Origin of the sequence: Dysgonomonas sp. 216 (assembly GCF_010501065.1) — a bacterium.
GTDB lineage: Bacteria > Bacteroidota > Bacteroidia > Bacteroidales > Dysgonomonadaceae > QVMM01.
In genome coordinates, this window is the sequence record NZ_QVMM01000020.1 from 21,005 (window position 1) to 36,941 (window position 15,937).

At 36.9% G+C, this 15,937-nt stretch carries 17 protein-coding genes and 1 pseudogene; all 18 read right to left on the minus strand.

Annotated elements, in window-relative coordinates; translation table 11 throughout:
- Window positions 1-109: 109 nt before the first annotated feature.
- The 18 genes and pseudogenes from D0T53_RS11335 to D0T53_RS11415 all read right to left on the minus strand — a co-directional run bounded on the left by D0T53_RS11335 (window position 110) and on the right by D0T53_RS11415 (window position 15,923).
- Complete coding sequence (locus D0T53_RS11335; RefSeq protein ID WP_163267964.1) at window positions 110-937, minus strand: ion transporter; 828 nt, start codon at window positions 935-937, stop codon at window positions 110-112.
- Between the two features lie 270 nt (window positions 938-1,207).
- A complete protein-coding gene (locus tag D0T53_RS11340) occupies window positions 1,208-2,533 on the minus strand; it encodes an MATE family efflux transporter (protein WP_163267966.1) in 1,326 nt (441 codons plus the stop codon).
- Between the two features lie 58 nt (window positions 2,534-2,591).
- Window positions 2,592-3,152: a YcxB family protein gene (locus tag D0T53_RS11345; protein ID WP_163267968.1), complete on the minus strand. Its 561-nt coding sequence runs from the start codon at window positions 3,150-3,152 to the stop codon at window positions 2,592-2,594.
- Window positions 3,153-3,167: 15 nt separating this feature from the next.
- Window positions 3,168-3,518: an aspartate 1-decarboxylase gene (gene panD / locus D0T53_RS11350; protein ID WP_163267970.1), complete on the minus strand. Its 351-nt coding sequence runs from the start codon at window positions 3,516-3,518 to the stop codon at window positions 3,168-3,170.
- 65 nt (window positions 3,519-3,583) lie between these two features.
- Window positions 3,584-4,429 (minus strand): pantoate--beta-alanine ligase, encoded by an 846-nt coding sequence (panC, locus tag D0T53_RS11355; RefSeq protein ID WP_163267972.1) that lies wholly within the window; start codon window positions 4,427-4,429, stop codon window positions 3,584-3,586.
- 147 nt (window positions 4,430-4,576) lie between these two features.
- Window positions 4,577-5,521, minus strand: a complete 945-nt coding sequence (locus tag D0T53_RS11360; protein ID WP_163267973.1) for a phospholipase A — start codon at window positions 5,519-5,521, stop codon at window positions 4,577-4,579.
- Between the two features lie 34 nt (window positions 5,522-5,555).
- Window positions 5,556-6,047: a YkgJ family cysteine cluster protein gene (locus D0T53_RS11365; RefSeq protein WP_255489441.1), complete on the minus strand. Its 492-nt coding sequence runs from the start codon at window positions 6,045-6,047 to the stop codon at window positions 5,556-5,558.
- Window positions 6,031-7,083 (minus strand): asparaginase, encoded by a 1,053-nt coding sequence (locus D0T53_RS11370; protein WP_163267975.1) that lies wholly within the window; start codon window positions 7,081-7,083, stop codon window positions 6,031-6,033. Before D0T53_RS11370 ends, D0T53_RS11365 begins: the two co-directional genes overlap by 17 nt.
- A 91-nt stretch (window positions 7,084-7,174) precedes the next feature.
- Window positions 7,175-7,636: an aspartate carbamoyltransferase regulatory subunit gene (gene pyrI / locus D0T53_RS11375; RefSeq protein WP_163267977.1), complete on the minus strand. Its 462-nt coding sequence runs from the start codon at window positions 7,634-7,636 to the stop codon at window positions 7,175-7,177.
- Window positions 7,637-7,647: 11 nt separating this feature from the next.
- Window positions 7,648-8,565 (minus strand): aspartate carbamoyltransferase, encoded by a 918-nt coding sequence (gene pyrB / locus D0T53_RS11380; RefSeq protein ID WP_163267979.1) that lies wholly within the window; start codon window positions 8,563-8,565, stop codon window positions 7,648-7,650.
- Between the two features lie 206 nt (window positions 8,566-8,771).
- A complete protein-coding gene (locus D0T53_RS11385; RefSeq protein WP_163267981.1) occupies window positions 8,772-9,452 on the minus strand; it encodes a TatD family hydrolase in 681 nt (226 codons plus the stop codon).
- 308 nt (window positions 9,453-9,760) lie between these two features.
- Window positions 9,761-10,573: an arsenite methyltransferase gene (gene arsM, locus D0T53_RS11390; RefSeq protein WP_221411535.1), complete on the minus strand. Its 813-nt coding sequence runs from the start codon at window positions 10,571-10,573 to the stop codon at window positions 9,761-9,763.
- 15 nt (window positions 10,574-10,588) lie between these two features.
- Window positions 10,589-10,801: pseudogene (locus D0T53_RS13760) on the minus strand (thioredoxin family protein); the annotation flags it as partial.
- Between the two features lie 40 nt (window positions 10,802-10,841).
- The gene (locus D0T53_RS11395; protein ID WP_163267985.1) at window positions 10,842-11,540 is read right to left on the minus strand and encodes an aromatic aminobenezylarsenical efflux permease ArsG family transporter; all 699 of its coding nucleotides are present in this window, start codon (window positions 11,538-11,540) and stop codon (window positions 10,842-10,844) included.
- Entirely contained in the window at window positions 11,540-11,971 is a 432-nt protein-coding gene (locus D0T53_RS11400) for a nitrophenyl compound nitroreductase subunit ArsF family protein (protein ID WP_163267987.1), read from the minus strand. The genes D0T53_RS11395 and D0T53_RS11400 overlap by 1 nt, the downstream gene beginning before the upstream one ends.
- Before the next feature lie 53 nt (window positions 11,972-12,024).
- Window positions 12,025-12,351, minus strand: a complete 327-nt coding sequence (locus D0T53_RS11405) for a helix-turn-helix transcriptional regulator (protein ID WP_163267989.1) — start codon at window positions 12,349-12,351, stop codon at window positions 12,025-12,027.
- A gap of 191 nt (window positions 12,352-12,542) precedes the next feature.
- Window positions 12,543-14,567, minus strand: a complete 2,025-nt coding sequence (locus D0T53_RS11410; protein ID WP_163267991.1) for a pitrilysin family protein — start codon at window positions 14,565-14,567, stop codon at window positions 12,543-12,545.
- Window positions 14,568-14,597: 30 nt separating this feature from the next.
- Window positions 14,598-15,923: a pitrilysin family protein gene (locus D0T53_RS11415; protein WP_163267993.1), complete on the minus strand. Its 1,326-nt coding sequence runs from the start codon at window positions 15,921-15,923 to the stop codon at window positions 14,598-14,600.
- Window positions 15,924-15,937: the final 14 nt, after the last annotated feature.

Consider the following 15,937-nt stretch of genomic DNA (forward strand, 5'->3'; position numbering starts at 1 on the left):
TGACTATTCTACTTGTGTATAATTTTAGCCTTGCCTTAATACTGCCCAACACATGTTTGTCATAAAACCTGACACTTCTGACAGTTTGAACGTTTTTTTTATGGTTTACTCAACTACCCGAGTTTATCTTGGCTTTGTTTTCTTCCATTATTACCTGATAGTTGTTTACAATTGCACCTACTACTAAGTTTAACAGTAAGAATGCGGCTAAAATAAACCACAGTACATGAAAACTTGTAATAATAATAGGAGGGGTGTTAACCAGTTTATACTCGTAAGCTTTTACCAAATTATAGCGCAAGTCGGTCCAGTCTTCGCCTGTTAAAGCCCTGAACAAAGTAAACATCGATTCGGCCAATGTTCCGTATGGGTCGGGCGAGCATTCGGGGCTGTTGGGTGCTACTGCCATTAATCGTTCGTAACGGCTTGCTGCATCTTTGTCGAGGTTTTCGACAGAGGGCATGCGGAACAATGTAGTACCTATAATTGCAAATAGATACAGAAATATAAAGAAGAACACTCCGTTGTAAAACAGTGCACTGAACGATTTGGAAAGTACGGCTATAATAAGCTTAATTTCGCTCGAAGTACGTAATAAACGTAATACTCTGAATATCCGCAGAATACGTACAACCATTATAGTGGAACTACCTTCAAATAAATCTTCGGGTATGTAACTGATAAGCACAAGAAAAAGATCGAAGTTGTTCCATCCCGATTTGAAAAACGATTTGATATCTTGACGGGCAATAAAACGGAGAACGATTTCGATAGTAAAAATACACAGAATAATATTCTGAATAAATTTTATTGTAGTATTGTGGGTGTATGTTTCGACTCCTATTAGAAATGAATTGATGAGGATAACGCCTACAATTATCAGTTCGAACCACTTTTTTGCAATAATGTTTCGAGAAAAATCTTTAAATTTCGACATATTGTTTTGTGTTGGTTTGGTTAATTATTTAATTGTTTTCTGTTTCAAGTTAAATATTTATTCCTGTTTTTTTGCACAAAATAATGCATGTTCCTGTAAGGAGCATAATAAGAGGCTGAACAAAAAAAGGATGGACAAAGATACATATTTAGCTTCTAGTTACAAACCACAAAACCTGACATATCTGACAAGTTTTATTATTTCGGCACTCCTTCTTTTTCTTTGCAGTTACTCTTGTATACTTCCCTGATGTATAGATAAATCTAACTTTTATACTTCCTTGGCTTGCCAGTTTCCCTTTTTCAAATAAATATAGGATAAAATAAGCAGGGGACCCCAGTAAAAATATTCGACAGTCCAGCAAACCGCAACCGACGATTGATAATAGATAACAATAACAAACATTGATGTTACATAAGCAGCCATTGTTATCATCTCCAGAATGAGGGCCATACGTGTATTTCCTGTTCCTGAAATAGCATTGAATGCTACCGTGCTAAAACTGCATATGGGCAGCGCTGCTATTATAACCAACAATGGGGCAACAGCTTCCTGCACAAGCGATATACTTTTGTCCGAAGCCAGTAACGATATCCAGAATTGGGGTGCTATAGCCACAACAACTCCCATTGCTACAACTATAATCATATTCAAAAAACCAATCCGCTTTATTAAGGGTATAACTGTATTTAAGTTTCCTGCCCCCATGGTGTTACCTACCAATGTATTTGCTGTTGTAGCAAGTGCATTCATGGGTATGAAGAACACCATGTAGAAGCTACGCACAATATTGGTTATAGCTAAGGCTCTTTCGCCATGATTTTCTATTGCCAGAAAAAAGATAAACCATGTTGACATGGAAACCAGATATTGCACCATTGTAAAAACAGATATGTTCAGTATACGGCGAATTACGTCGAAATTGAATTTAGGTTTTGCAAATCCGTATTTTTTAAGGTTTACTCTTTTGTAAGTATATATAACGAAAAACAAAACTGATGCTAATTCTGACAGAACTGAAGCCATTCCTGCTCCGGCAATACCCAATTCGGGGCAACCAAGTTTTCCGAAAATGAGAGCGTAGTCGCCTATAATATTTACAATAGCCATAACTACAGCATTGAGGGTAAGCACCGATGTGCGGGCAATTCCCACATAAAATGCACGAAACATAACGTTTATAAACGAGAAAAAGAACCCGAAAGAACGCCATTCAAGATAATCGGATGCAGCGGTATATACCGCAGGCGATTTGATTAGTGACGAAAGCAACGACTCCTGAAAAAAAGATGACAGGAAATATAATGCAAGTGCAAAAAATTGCAGGAATAGTATTCCTTGTATTACTATGCTTCCAATTTGTCCGTATTCGCGTTCTCCGTTTCGGCGGCTTATCATTATTTGTCCGCCTATACTGAATCCGAATCCCAGCATAAAAAAAGCAATATAATAGATTCCGGCTAGTCCTGCGGCTCCAAATTCTACTTCGCCCACTCTTCCTAAAAATATGGTGTCGGTTATTTGTATAACATTTTGGGCTAATAATCCTAATACAATAGGAAAGCTAACTTTCCATATGTCTCTATATGAATACATAAATGTAAATGATTTTGGTTTGTGTATGTTTTACCTCAACAAATACTAACGGGTAAAACTAGTTGTAATTTGTAAGGATACTGTTTTTCCGAATTTCGCCTAAAAATGACTTTAGTTCGTATAATTCGTTAAGCGATCCGATGTACCTTCGCGGTAAAATAAATGCTGCTTGTTGGGTATGGTAAAAATATAAAGCATTTCGGGTTTCATCTATTTTTATTATTTGATCCCAGACGACTGCAAATGTACTACTCTCATTTTGTATCTGGATGCCTCTGTTGTTGATTAATATTTCGGCTTCTTTAAACTTGACTCGCTGCTTATAGTTTATTCTGCTTAAGAGATTAGCTAAAAGCTTTGAGCTAAATTTTATGATGAAATATACACCCCAAACAAAACCGCTAACAAATACGGCAATAAAAAGGAATAAGAATACTTTGAATCCGATTGTGTCGTATTTCAGCTCGGTATTTATTCCTGCAAGATAGATGAGTATGGTAAACAAAAATGCAGCCCCCCATATAAATAAGGGCTTTATCTTGAATTTGGTGCTATGATTTGCACAAAATTCAGTATAATCGGCCATTGAGACTGATATTTGTTTTCCGAATTCGAACATCCCAAGAACACAGTTTTATACTAGTTTGTTGGTTTTGGTATCGGGGAATACAACCCAGGGTTTAAAAGTTTTGGCTTCTTCAAAGTCGAGAATAGCGTACGATATAATAATTATAATGTCGCCCGGATGAGCTTTGCGTGCAGCGGCACCGTTCAAACAAATCATACCCGATCCTCGCTCGCCTTTTATTACATAGGTTTCGAGGCGTTCGCCGTTATTATTATTCACGATATACACTTTTTCACCTTCAATAATATTGGCTGCGTCCATCAAATCTTCATCAATAGTAATACTTCCAATATAATTTAGGTTGGCTTCGGTTATTGTAACCCTGTGTATTTTCGATTTTAAAACTTCAATTTTCATTTTTCTGACAATTTAGACTCTGATTATCGAGTCTTGTTCTTCTTTGAAAAACGTAATAATAAAAATTAATTTGTTCTTTTGTATGTTATGTTGTCAATCAGCCTTACATTTCCACAAAAAACAGCAATACAGCCCACTATATAATCTGTACTGTTCCAGTCGGTTATTGGCTGCAAGGTGTTTCCGTCAACAATATCAAAATACTCAACTTCCAGATGCTTTGCATCATTTATACCTTCGGTTACATACTTTATTGTTTCTTCAATATTATGATCCGACGAATATTTTAAGCTTTCGGACAATTGTTTATATATAATTGCAGCTTCAGCTCTTTCTTCGGCTGTAAGTCTTTCGTTCCGGCTGCTCATAGCCAAACCGCTTTGTTCGCGCATTATGGGCATTCCTACTATCTCTAATGGTAAATTCAATTGTTTTACCATTGTTCTTATTATAGCAAGCTGCTGAAAGTCTTTCTCGCCAAAATAGGCTTTATTGGGTTTAACAATATCAAAAAGCTTACTTACAACTTGAGCTACACCATTAAAATGACCGGGACGAAATTTTCCTTCCATTACTTTATCCAGCATCCCGAAGTCGAACTTACGTGTATCGGGTTCGGGGTAGATTTCCTTTTCGGTAGGTGCAAATATAATATCTACTCCTACTTTTTCGAGAAGGCTTGCGTCTTGTTCAAGGGTACGTGGATATTTCTGAAAATCGTTTTTATCGTTAAATTGTGTCGGGTTTACAAATATGCTAACTACAGTAATATCGTTTTCTTCAATGCTTTTCTTTACCAACGATATATGTCCTTGATGCAATGCTCCCATTGTAGGAACAAAACCAATCGATAATTTTTTTATCGAATCGAGCCTGCTTTGTAAATCTACAATTGTACTAACAACAACCATTTTGCTATATTTTATGATCTTTTCTTAAAGATTGCTTAGAAAAAACATGCAAAGCAACTAAATAAATACGAAACACGAAAATAAAATGCTATAAATAAGCTGAAATAAAACCGGATTTAACCAACTGCAAACAGCACAAAATTGAACTTAATATATATGGAAAAAACTTGGACTTATAACAAATCCTATACGTAGCATGTGCCTGTAGCGTTTGTAGTCGAGTAAGTTTTCGCCATATCCATTATAATATTCAAGAAACAGATACTGATTTTCGTTTTTAAACAGGCGTAACGAGTAATTGGCTGTGATATTGGCGTCGAAAAATCCTCCTCCTCTTTTTGTTATCAGCAGCCCGAAATTGTATTTGTTTTTATAATTGTAATCGGATGCTATGTGTCCCCATCCTTTATACCTGACAATGTTAGGGTTGTTTTCGCCATCAACTATGGGAATCCACATTTTAGATTGAACGGTCCAGAACCGGTTTATTTTAAATATACCCGAAAAACTTATTTTGTTCCAGCTTCTCGATTCGTCTTCGTCTCTACCGTTCGACTCATGTTCGAATTGCATGGATACTGTTCCCAAAAATCTGTTTTTGTATGTTAAGGCTTTACCTACACCTATGGTAGGGTTATAATTTATATCGCCAAAGGGAAAAGATTTTTGATATACGTTCCAATAGGCTAATTGGGTATACGTAAGAATTAGATAAGTACGGAACGGTAGCACACTGTTTGTTAACCTTTGCGATACACTTATCTGGAATTTTGCATCCGAATTGTAGCGGGTTGGTTCTTCGTTGAGGGCTGTACCGGTAACTATATAATTGTTTTTATATATCCCGAAGCTAGGTAAATTGTCAAAAACCTTGATAATACTATCTGCGTTATTTAGTACAGGTTCGTCTTGCCTGAAAACAGTAGTTAGAACATCCTGCGCCCTTCTCGAAAATTGAGAGTGCTTCGCCGAGTCGCCCCTGTGTATGTGTTTGGAGTTGTGTATGTGTATTGAGTCGGAATGTTGAGCAGCGAGCTGCAAGGTATAACTTGTAGCTAATGAAATGAAGAAAAAGGCCAGTGTTTTTTTCATTTTTCAGATGACTAATATGTTGTTATAATATTGGTTACTTGTTTAATAATCCGGTTAAAACCTCGTATGCAACAGGGCATGTACTCGCATTTTTTACTGTCAGTTTATATATCTGACTGAACTTTTTTCGGTCGGTATGCGGATATTCCCTGCACGCTTTGGGTCTGGCTTCGTATATCGAACAATAATTGTCGGGCATAAGAAAAGGGCAAGGCATTGTTTTAAATACATAATCGCCGTCTTCGTCCACCTGCAAATATTGCTCAACAAAAGTCGAAGGTTTCATCTTCACGGCTTTTGCCATTCGTTCAATATCCCTGTCGTATATGGCAGGACCTAGTGTGCGACAACAATTCGCACATTCCAAACAATCGATTTTCTCGAATGCTTCGTTGTGTAAAATGTGCACAACCGTGTCCATTTTAGCTAAACGGCTTTTGTTCTTTTTGAAATATGACAAAAAAGAAGGCGTTGCTTTTTCTGTCATAAGTTTCAAATCGGCATACTTGTTAAATTTCCCTTTCATCTAAACGAGTTATTTCTCCTACTAAGGGTACCCGCATCCTTACTGTTATTTCTTCCTTCGAATAACGATGCCCTATAAGGAACATCAGTTTTGTTATCGCGGCTTCAACTGTAAGGTCGAAACCACTTATTACTCCTGCTTTTAACAATTCTCTTCCTGTTTCGTAGCGTTGCATTTCTACGCTTCCCTCGGCACATTGTGTTATATTAACTACTAAAAGTCCTCGTTTTACAGCATCCTTCAATGCGTCTATAAACCATGGTATTCTTGGTGCATTCCCCGATCCGTACGTTTCGAGAATTACAGCTTTCAAATTTTTCGTTTGTAGAACACTGTCGACTACTAATTTGTTTATTCCGGGGAAAAGTTTTAAAATAGCAATATGGCTATCCATCTGGTAATGAAACTTTACTTTTTTTTCAGGAAGGGGCAATATATTATTCCTGTCGTACCGGATATGTATTCCCGATTTTGCCAGATATGGATAATTATATGACCGGAAAGCATTAAAATTGTCGGCATTTGCTTTTGTTGTACGGTTACCTCTGAACAGATAGTTCTGAAAAAATATACAAACTTCGGGAACTATGGGGCTGCCTGTTATATCTTTGTCGGCAGCTATTTCCATAGCTGTTATAAGATTTTCTTTAGCATCGGTACGTAGTTTACCAATCGGGAGCTGGGCTCCGGTAAGTACAACGGGCTTATTCAGGTTTTCGAGCATAAAACTCAGTGCCGAAGCCGTGAACGCCATAGTGTCGGTTCCGTGTAGTATAACAAAACCGTCGTGCGAATGGTAATTGTCTTCAATTATTTTCACTAAATCTACCCAATGTTTAGTAGAAACATCGGACGAGTCGATAACCGGATCGAAAACAATTGTATTTATGGTAAAATTCAAACGCTGCAATTCGGGTATGTGGCTTGTTAGATGACTGAAATTGAAAGCCTCTAACGAACCGGTTTCGCTATTTTCTACCATACCGATTGTACCTCCGGTATAAATTAACAGGATATTAGCGTTAGAATCTATCATATTGAAAACCTAAAACACAAAGATAGCGTATTAATTAGACTAACCTCCTTACAAATCGTCGTTTTTTTGACGAAAATATGTATATTTTACATTACTTGAGGATTATGTCCTCTTTTTGTATTTTTATATCACAGTAATGGCAATTTAAAACAATTTTTTTGGCATCCACTACATCAAAACGTGTGAGCATCGGTTCGTTATTTGTAATACATTTAGGATTGTTGCATTTAACAATACCTGTTATTGTTTGTGGCAGTGCAACCCTCCGTTTTTCAACTACCTGATAGTCGCGTATAATATTTAATACTACATTGGGGGCAACAAGAGATATTCTGTTGACTTCTTCTTCTGCAAAAAACTTATCTTGGATTTTGATAATGCCTTTTGTGCCCATTTTTTTGCTTTCGAGGTTGTTTCCTATTGTTATTCGGTTTTGAAGGCTTTGTAATCTCAATAACGAAACAACTTTAAATACCTGATCTGATGGTATATGATCTATTGCAGTGCCATTGCATAATGCTGCAACTTGCAGTTCTTTTCTTTTTTCTGACATAACTTTCTGTTTTAGTCGACGTTAATACCTAGCGAATCGCAAATAATTGCCTGACGGGTAAACATTCCGTTTTTTGCTTGTTCAAAGTAGTAAGCTTTTGGGCTGTCGTCTACATTTTGCTGTATCTCGTTAACGCGGGGTAGGGGATGCAGTATCCGAAGATTGTCGCGCGAATTATCGAGCATCGATTTTTTCAGGATATATACATTTTTTACTTTTTCGTATTCCATTAAATCGGTAAAACGTTCGCGTTGAACGCGTGTCATATACAGTATGTCGGCATTATCTATTACTTCGGGGCTGAAATCGGTATGCTCTGTGTATTTTATGCCTTGTTTGTCACAAAATACTTTGTAGGTATCGGGAAGCATTAACTCCTCCGGAGCAACAAAGTTGAATGTAGGGTTAAAATGCGACATGCCTATAATGAGCGAATGCACTGTGCGCCCGTATTTTAAGTCGCCAACAATTGTTATTGTCAGGTTTTCGAGTGTACCTTGCGTTTTATAAATCGAATATATATCGAGCATGGTTTGTGTTGGATGCTGGTTAGCACCGTCTCCGGCATTTATGACCGGAACACCCGAAACTTCCGATGCATAACGGGCTGCTCCTTCGAGGTGATGCCTCATTATAACAAGGTCGGCATAATTGCTTACCATTAATATTGTATCTTTTAATGTTTCGCCTTTAGTGGAGCTTGTGGTTGATGCATCCGAAAAGCCGATAACCCGTCCTCCCAAACGATTGACTGCTGTTTCGAAACTTAAGCGGGTACGGGTCGACGGTTCGAAGAACAGAGTGGCGCATACTTTGCCTTTTAGTAAATCCCGGTTAGGATCTTTGTCGAATTTCTCGGTCAATTTCAGAATTCTCAGAATATCTTCTTTCTGATAATCGGTAATTGATACTAAACTTCTCTTATTCATACTCTATATATGTTTTTTTATTGTTTTTGTGTAAAAAAAATCCTCAAAAAAGAATTCTTTTCTTGAGGATATTTTTGAGATTAGTTATGTTATTTTCAAACAAAAAGTATGCATATATTATTCTGATACTATTGATTATGCTTACACGAAAATGCTGTATAGCCATCGTTTATTTTATTTCCACGAAATTAGTTATTTTTCGGTTATCACGAAACATTTACAGTAATTAATTGAGGAAAAGTACGTGCTATATTATTTTCTAATTTTTCGGTCAGGTTTTCGATCGGCATTTCCAATGCATCGGCAAGAATTTCGTATACCGATTCTATGGATATGTCGTGAGTATCGGTTTCGCAAAACATCATATTTAATGGTATTACTTTTACCGAATCGATATTAAATTTATCGTTTACCGAAAACATAAAACCATGCGCCAATAGTTGTTTTGTTAGTTCGGGCTTTCCTTTATAGCCATGTATAATCCAAGCTTGTTTAGGGTTGAACTTCTTTTTTGAGGCTATTAACTCGTCCCATGCTTTTACGCAATGTATAATCAGCGGTTTTTTTAGTTTTTCGGATAAACTTATTTGGTATTCAAAAACATGTTGCTGAATCGATAACTCAGGTCCTTTCAATTTGTCGTAACCGGCTTCGCCTATTGCAACTATGCGGGAATCTCCTGCAATTTCGCTTAAAAATTTTAACTGGGGTTCGGCGTTTTCAGAATACCAAGGGTGTACACCGCACGAAAAACTGCAACCTAATAACGCGTCTTTCGCATCTTCGAAACCAAGGGGGTATACATTTAAAATATACGGGTGACTCGGCTCACCCTCGTCAGCTGAAGTGCTGCTGCTGTCATGAGTGTGTATGTCGTATAAGTCCATAAAAAATTAATTGTTCACTTTTGCAAAATAAGTAAATCTTTTCCACTATATCAAAGTTATGACCTGCAAAAAAACGTAAAAAGGCTTGTTTCTACTAGTATAACATCTTAAACTTTTTAATATTTGTTAAAACCATTTACTTTTAGCAGATTGACTAAGATATATAGTTGTATTTGCAATAGTTGTTAGAGAGGTATGGAGGAATGTTCGACAAATATGTTTTGCCTGTAAATATGGTGTAGCTATAATGCAAGTATGAACCGGATAGTGTAATTCGGTTCATACTTTGTGTGTGATATTGGTAGTATTTATTGTCGTACTCCTGTAACCGTAATCGAATAAATACCAACATTGCCTGCTTTATATTTTTCGATTGTCGACTTATCTAAGTGCTCTTCTAAAACTTCGTCGGGTATAAGTACCGTTTTTGTCCGTTCAATTTTAATGTTTACAAAGTTCGCTTTTTCTATTTCACCCAAATAATCTTCCCTTTGTATGGCGCTGGCTATACAGCCTGCATACATAGAAGCATTGTCGGTAAATTCTTTCGGAAACGTACCATTCAGTACAACGTCCGAAATGCAGAAGTGACCACCTTTTTTCAGTACCCTGTATATTTCGCTGAATATTTTATCTTTTTGGGGTAATAGATTTAATACACAGTTACTTACCACTATGTCGACCGAACTGTCGGGGAGAGGCATATTTTCAATATCGCCCTCAATAAACTCAATATTGGTATAGCCTCGCTTAATAGCGTTTTTTCGTGCTTTTTCTATCATTTGCGGCGAAAAGTCGATACCGATAATTTTACCTGTTTCACCCACTTCGGCTCTGGCAATAAAACAATCGTTACCTGCCCCCGATCCCAAATCTAAAACCGTATCGCCCTCTTTTATTCCTGCATATTGGGTTGGTAGTCCGCAGCCTACGCCTAAATCGGCATCGGCTTCATAGCCTTTTAAGTTGGTATAGTCTTCGCTCATAATGGTATAGACTTTTTTTGATGGTGTGGCGGGATTTGTGCCACAGCAACATTTGCCTTTTAATTCGTCAGAGTTCAAAGCTAATTCGCTATAACGTTGTTTTACAAGCTCTTTTTTTGCTTCGTTTTCATTCAGAGTCAGAGCATCCAGTATTTCTGTCTCGCTCGGAACTTTTCCTTGTATCAGAACATTACCGTTGATAACAACGGCTGGGGTGGAGAGAACATTATATTTCATTATCTCCATTATATCCTCTTCTTTTTTTACATCGGCTGCAATATTGGACTCTTCTACAACCTTTTTCACTCTATTGTAAACGTCTTTACATTTGGCACAACCTGTGCCCAATATTATAATTTCCATATCTGTTTTATTTTAATTTGGCTATAAAAAGAACTTTAAGCTAAATATTGATTACTATATAATATATTCCAACTACAATAAACACAGCCGACACAATACGCCTAAACCATATTTCGAGGTTTTTCATCCTGTTATAAAACCTGCCTACATTCGACATGCTATAAGCAATCAGATAAGCGATAATAATAACAGGCAGACCTGTTGCTATAGCAAATACGGGAGGCAAAAGTAAGCCCGATGCACTACTGATTGTCATAGGAATAAGTACTCCAAAGTACAATACGCCGCTATATGGACAGAATGCCAGTGCAAACAATACACCTAAAAGAAAAGCGTTTAGGTAGTTTTTTCTCATTTTCTTTTCGCTGACTTTTGATGTAATTTTGTTTAATGCGGGAATATTGAATTTTATAACATCGAGCATCAGAATGCCAATGATAATTAAAGCTATACCCAAGTATAAACCGCTGATGTTTTGCAATAATTTGGCTACCTGAAATTTACTTGCCCCGAAATAGAATATCAATCCTAAGGCTGTATAGCTAAAGGTACGTCCAAGTGTATAAAATATACCATTGAGCAGTACGCGTTTTTTATCGGCTATATTTTTACTCAGGTATGCTGTTGCCGTAATGTTGGTGGCTAATGGGCAAGGACTTATAGCAGTCATTAATCCCAATATAAAAGCTGTAAGTAAAGGAATATCCGAATTATCTACTATTTGTTGAAGCAACTCCATTAGTCAACACGTTTATCAACTTCTTCTTTGATTAAGTTGGTTAATACATCGGGCGAGTTTAGGGCGTTGGCAAAAGCCTGTTCGGTAATATCTACAGAGTTATCGCCTTTAGAGATAATTAGAGCGTTCCACGATACTTCATACTTGTTTACCAATTCTTCAAACTGTTTATTGCTTGTATCTACTTCAGTAAATTTTACTTTTTCGTTACCTGCATAAACTTTTGCAATAGTCTTTTTTGCTAAGTCGCCCACCGCGATACAGGTTTTACAACGTTGTTTGCCGTGAAAATAATAGACATTTATAACCGAGGCATCTGCCATTGTAATGGTTGGTTCCTGCGCTTGGTTTTCCGTCTGTTTGTTTTCGGTTTTATTACTACAGGAAAATAGAAATGTAGTTAATAATGAGAGTAGGATTAATTTTTTCATGTTATATATTTTAATAGTTGTTCGCAAAAAAACGAATTAAGTAGCTAAATTTTTTATTTATTATTACAAGTGTCTTCGTTGCAAATAGTTACAAAGAAAGATGAAAACATATTTTTTGCTTTTTTCCAATTATCCTGATTTATACAGTATTTTACAGTAGGTAGTGTTATTGTTCCCTGTATCAGCCCTGCATCTTTCAATTCGTTCAAATGTTGCGACAATGTACTTTTTGCAATAGGCAGTATTTCCGACATATCGCCATGATAACAACACGACTGATTGGCAAGCATTTCTAATATAGCTATACGGATAGGGTGTCCTAATGCTTTAGCGAAGCGCGCAAGCTGTTCTTGTTCGGCTGTTAGTTCTTTCTTTGGCATATTGTTTATATTTATTGTTCGCAAATATACGAATAGATTTTTAATTCGCAAGTTTACGAACGATTAAATTAAGTAAAATATTTAATAATGTATTTACATAAAAAGATGTAAACGAATAAAGAAAACGTTACCTTCCTTTGGTGTGGAGAATAACGTTTTCGTATTTATTGTTGAGATGAATAAATTTCTATTTACTCAAAGTCGGCATCGGTAACACCTTCATTTATTTTTACATCTGCTATTCTAAATTCAACTTTCATGCCCATTATATCCATCGATAACAGATGAGGTATTTGAACGTGATTAACCAAACGATAATCTCCTATATTCACTCTTTGAGTATGAAGCTGATCGTTCATTTCTTTGGTAACTTCTTCTGCTATTTTTAAGCCTGTTGTTTTATCGTAAAAATATTTATGATCGTTATTAAGTGCAAGTATATATGCATTGTCTTCTTCTCCGACATATTTTATGTCTTCATTTATTAAAATAAGTTCAGAAAAGGTTGACGCGTTATATTTAAGGGCTTTGATCTCCGACTCAGGTATATCATTTTTTTGTCCCATGGCTTCAATGTAACCTTTGCCATTGTTATAAACAACTTTCATCATGGTTTGTCCTGCTACTTGCATTTCCTGATAGTATTTACCATCATTAGTGACTTTTTGAATCATTGTTAATGCATTGCCCTGAACTTCTCCTGTGGCTGTTGTAACAATACTCTTAACCTCTAGCATTGCTTTTCGGCCTCCAACGGCGATCATATAATCTTCCAATACTTTTTTTACATCAACATTCTTCAATATGGGTTTATCAACTTTGTTTCCGTAGTTGTCGTAATAATTGATTGGAATACCTAATTTTTCGAGCGAAGGCAATACTTCTGTTGCTTTGCCTGCAATAATAATGCGCGATGCATTATGAAGCATATATTTGTTTGCAGCTTCCTTCACTTGTTCTAAAGTAACAGCATTAATGCTTTTTATGTAGTTTTCGTAATAATCGGCAGGTAACGACTGCGTTTTTTCACGTAGGGCAAACGAAGCTATGGTTTGTGGTTTCTCGGCATTCATAACAAAACTTCCTATATATACGGCTTTTGCTAAATCCAGAGCCTCTTGTGTAGCTTCTGTAGTTCCTATTCGTTTAATTTCGCTCATCATTTCAACAATGGCACTGTCGGTTACAGCATTACGTACGGCCGCTGTGGCTGCAAAATTCGAGGTGTATTTGCTACCCGAAATGCGGGAATAAGAGCCGTATGTCCAACCATGTGTTTCGCGTAGGTTTTGGAATAAGTATCCGTCGCCGCCGCCACCTAATATTTGATTAGCCATTAATACAGCAAAATAATCGGGATCGGTCATTTTAAGGTTAGTAATATTACATATGGCTATTTCAGACTGAACAGCAGTAGGCACGTCTATAAAATCTATTTGGGTTTGTTGTATGTTAACCGGTTCGGTGTATGTTGATACAGGAGCTTGTGCTTTTTTCCACGATGAGAAGTTTTTTTCTACCAGTTTCTTCACATCTTTAAATTTCACATCGCCTACAATTATTAGGTATGCATTTTCGGGAACGCAATATTTAGAATAGTAGTCTTTTACATCGCTAAGTTTTATATTTGCGACAGATTCGGGTGTAATATATTCCCCACTTGGGTGATTTTTTCCGTATAATAATACCCGACGGACACGCGAAGCGATAGTTTTAATATTCTTTTCGTTGGCTTTCATATCGTCCAGTAACTTAGCCCGTTCACTATCAAGTTCTTCCTGATTAAATAATGGATCTAACATTCCCTGAGCAGTCAGTTCAAGTATTTCAGGAAAATATCTGGAAAGTGCCGAACCATTTACATTATGCACACTGAAATAGATCCCCGATCCATAGTACTCAGTCCTTTTATTGAATTCTTCTTTACTGATTTTACTTGTCCCATTGCCCATCATGCTACTGGCAATGTTATCTACTCCTTTTAGCTCCCCTTCGAGCGATGGTTTATTGTCTATTGTTAGGGTAAACGAAACTCTTGGCAGTTTGTGGTTTTCCACAACAATAACTTTCAATCCATTCGGTAACTCAAAGCTTTTAGGTTTACCGAGGTTTACTTTTGGTGCAGAACCCGGTTTGGGCTGAACCGATCTGTCTACCTGTGCCTGAAGCGACAATGTAAGCAACAGGCTTAATGATATATATAGTAATTTTTTCATATTATTCGATAGTCTAAATTTGTTATATTATTATTCCTGAGCTGTTGTAGCGGCAGGTACATAATCAAGCACTAAACGCTGATTGTTGTTCAGGTATTTGTTCGCAACGTCTCTTATTTCTTCGCGAGTGATAGAACGGTAAATATCAAGAACTTTATTGATAAGGTTTACGTCCTTATATAACATATAATACGAAGCAAGGCTACTTGCTACGTTTTCGACAGTAGAGTTTTGATTGATAAACTCGTTCTCGAATTGATTTTGAAGTTTCTGATAGTCTTCTTCCGAAATCAGTTCGGTTTGTATCTTTTTCACTTCCTCGTCTATACTGGCTAACATTTCTTCGTTAGTTTTTCCCGACATGGGTATTCCTAAAATAAAGTAAGTACTGTAATCTTCTTGGCTAAAGTTGAAAGAGCCTACTTCCAATGCTATTTTTTCATCGTCTACAAGTTTTTTATAAAGGCGCGAACTTTTTCCGCCACTAAGCACCGATGCTATCATTTCCAGAACATAAGCATCGCGATCTTTCATCGAAGGTGTACGATAGGCAGTCAATAACATTGGTAATTGAATGTTAGGATCTTCGAATACAGCGTTACGTTGTTTTGTGATAGGAGTTTCTTCGTATTTTGTTTTTACAACATCCGTGCCTTTAGGTATAGAACCGAAGTACATTTCTATCCATTTTTTAGCTTGGGCTTTGTCAAAGTCTCCGGCTATTACCAGTACGGCATTGTTAGGTATGTAAAATTTATCGTGAAAAGCTATAAACTCGTCAAGTGTAGCGGCATTTAGGTGCTCGATAGACCCGATAGTTTGCCAACGGTAAGGATGTTTTTCGAATAAATTGTTTTTTACCGCCAGTAATAATTGACCGTATGGCACATTTTCGTAACGCATACGCTTCTCTTCTTTTACAACTTCGCGCTGAGTATCTACTCCTATCTGATTGATTACAGGATGTAACATACGTTCCGACTCCATCCATATTGCAAGCTCAAGGTTGTTTGAAGGGAATATTTCGTAATAGTAGGTGCGGTCGTCTGTAGTATTGGCATTTGATTGTCCTCCGTTCGAGCTTACAATTTTATCCCATTGTCCACGTCCTATATTTTGTGTGCCTTCAAACAACAAGTGCTCGAAAAAATGGGCAAATCCTGTGCGGTCGGGAGTTTCGTCTTTAGCACCCACGTGGTACATTACCGAGGTTGCAACCACAGGAGCCGATTTATCCTGATGTAGAATTACATGCAAGCCGTTACTGAGGTCGTATTCCTCAAACTCGACATGCTGAGCATAAGTTGCAGTTATGGCTGTAACTAAAAGCCCCAAAGAAAGCAAAGTCTTCTTCATAATTTCTGTTCGAA

Bases quoted from the DNA above. Each gene is read 5' to 3' on its own strand.
- D0T53_RS11415 (WP_163267993.1), bottom strand. From the start codon at position 15,923: ATGAAGAAGACTTTGCTTTCTTTGGGGCTTTTAGTTACAGCCATAACT.
- D0T53_RS11335 (WP_163267964.1), bottom strand. From the start codon at position 937: ATGTCGAAATTTAAAGATTTTTCTCGAAACATTATTGCAAAAAAGTGG.
- D0T53_RS11370 (WP_163267975.1), bottom strand. From the start codon at position 7,083: ATGATAGATTCTAACGCTAATATCCTGTTAATTTATACCGGAGGTACA.
- pyrB (WP_163267979.1), bottom strand. From the start codon at position 8,565: ATGAATAAGAGAAGTTTAGTATCAATTACCGATTATCAGAAAGAAGAT.
- D0T53_RS11410 (WP_163267991.1), bottom strand. From the start codon at position 14,567: ATGAAAAAATTACTATATATATCATTAAGCCTGTTGCTTACATTGTCG.
- pyrI (WP_163267977.1), bottom strand. From the start codon at position 7,636: ATGTCAGAAAAAAGAAAAGAACTGCAAGTTGCAGCATTATGCAATGGC.
- D0T53_RS11400 (WP_163267987.1), bottom strand. From the start codon at position 11,971: ATGAAAAAATTAATCCTACTCTCATTATTAACTACATTTCTATTTTCC.
- D0T53_RS11360 (WP_163267973.1), bottom strand. From the start codon at position 5,521: ATGAAAAAAACACTGGCCTTTTTCTTCATTTCATTAGCTACAAGTTAT.
- D0T53_RS11395 (WP_163267985.1), bottom strand. From the start codon at position 11,540: ATGGAGTTGCTTCAACAAATAGTAGATAATTCGGATATTCCTTTACTT.
- panC (WP_163267972.1), bottom strand. From the start codon at position 4,429: ATGGTTGTTGTTAGTACAATTGTAGATTTACAAAGCAGGCTCGATTCG.
- D0T53_RS11345 (WP_163267968.1), bottom strand. From the start codon at position 3,152: ATGTTCGAATTCGGAAAACAAATATCAGTCTCAATGGCCGATTATACT.
- D0T53_RS11340 (WP_163267966.1), bottom strand. From the start codon at position 2,533: ATGTATTCATATAGAGACATATGGAAAGTTAGCTTTCCTATTGTATTA.
- D0T53_RS11405 (WP_163267989.1), bottom strand. From the start codon at position 12,351: ATGCCAAAGAAAGAACTAACAGCCGAACAAGAACAGCTTGCGCGCTTC.
- panD (WP_163267970.1), bottom strand. From the start codon at position 3,518: ATGAAAATTGAAGTTTTAAAATCGAAAATACACAGGGTTACAATAACC.
- D0T53_RS11365 (WP_255489441.1), bottom strand. From the start codon at position 6,047: ATGAAAGGGAAATTTAACAAGTATGCCGATTTGAAACTTATGACAGAA.
- D0T53_RS11385 (WP_163267981.1), bottom strand. From the start codon at position 9,452: ATGGACTTATACGACATACACACTCATGACAGCAGCAGCACTTCAGCT.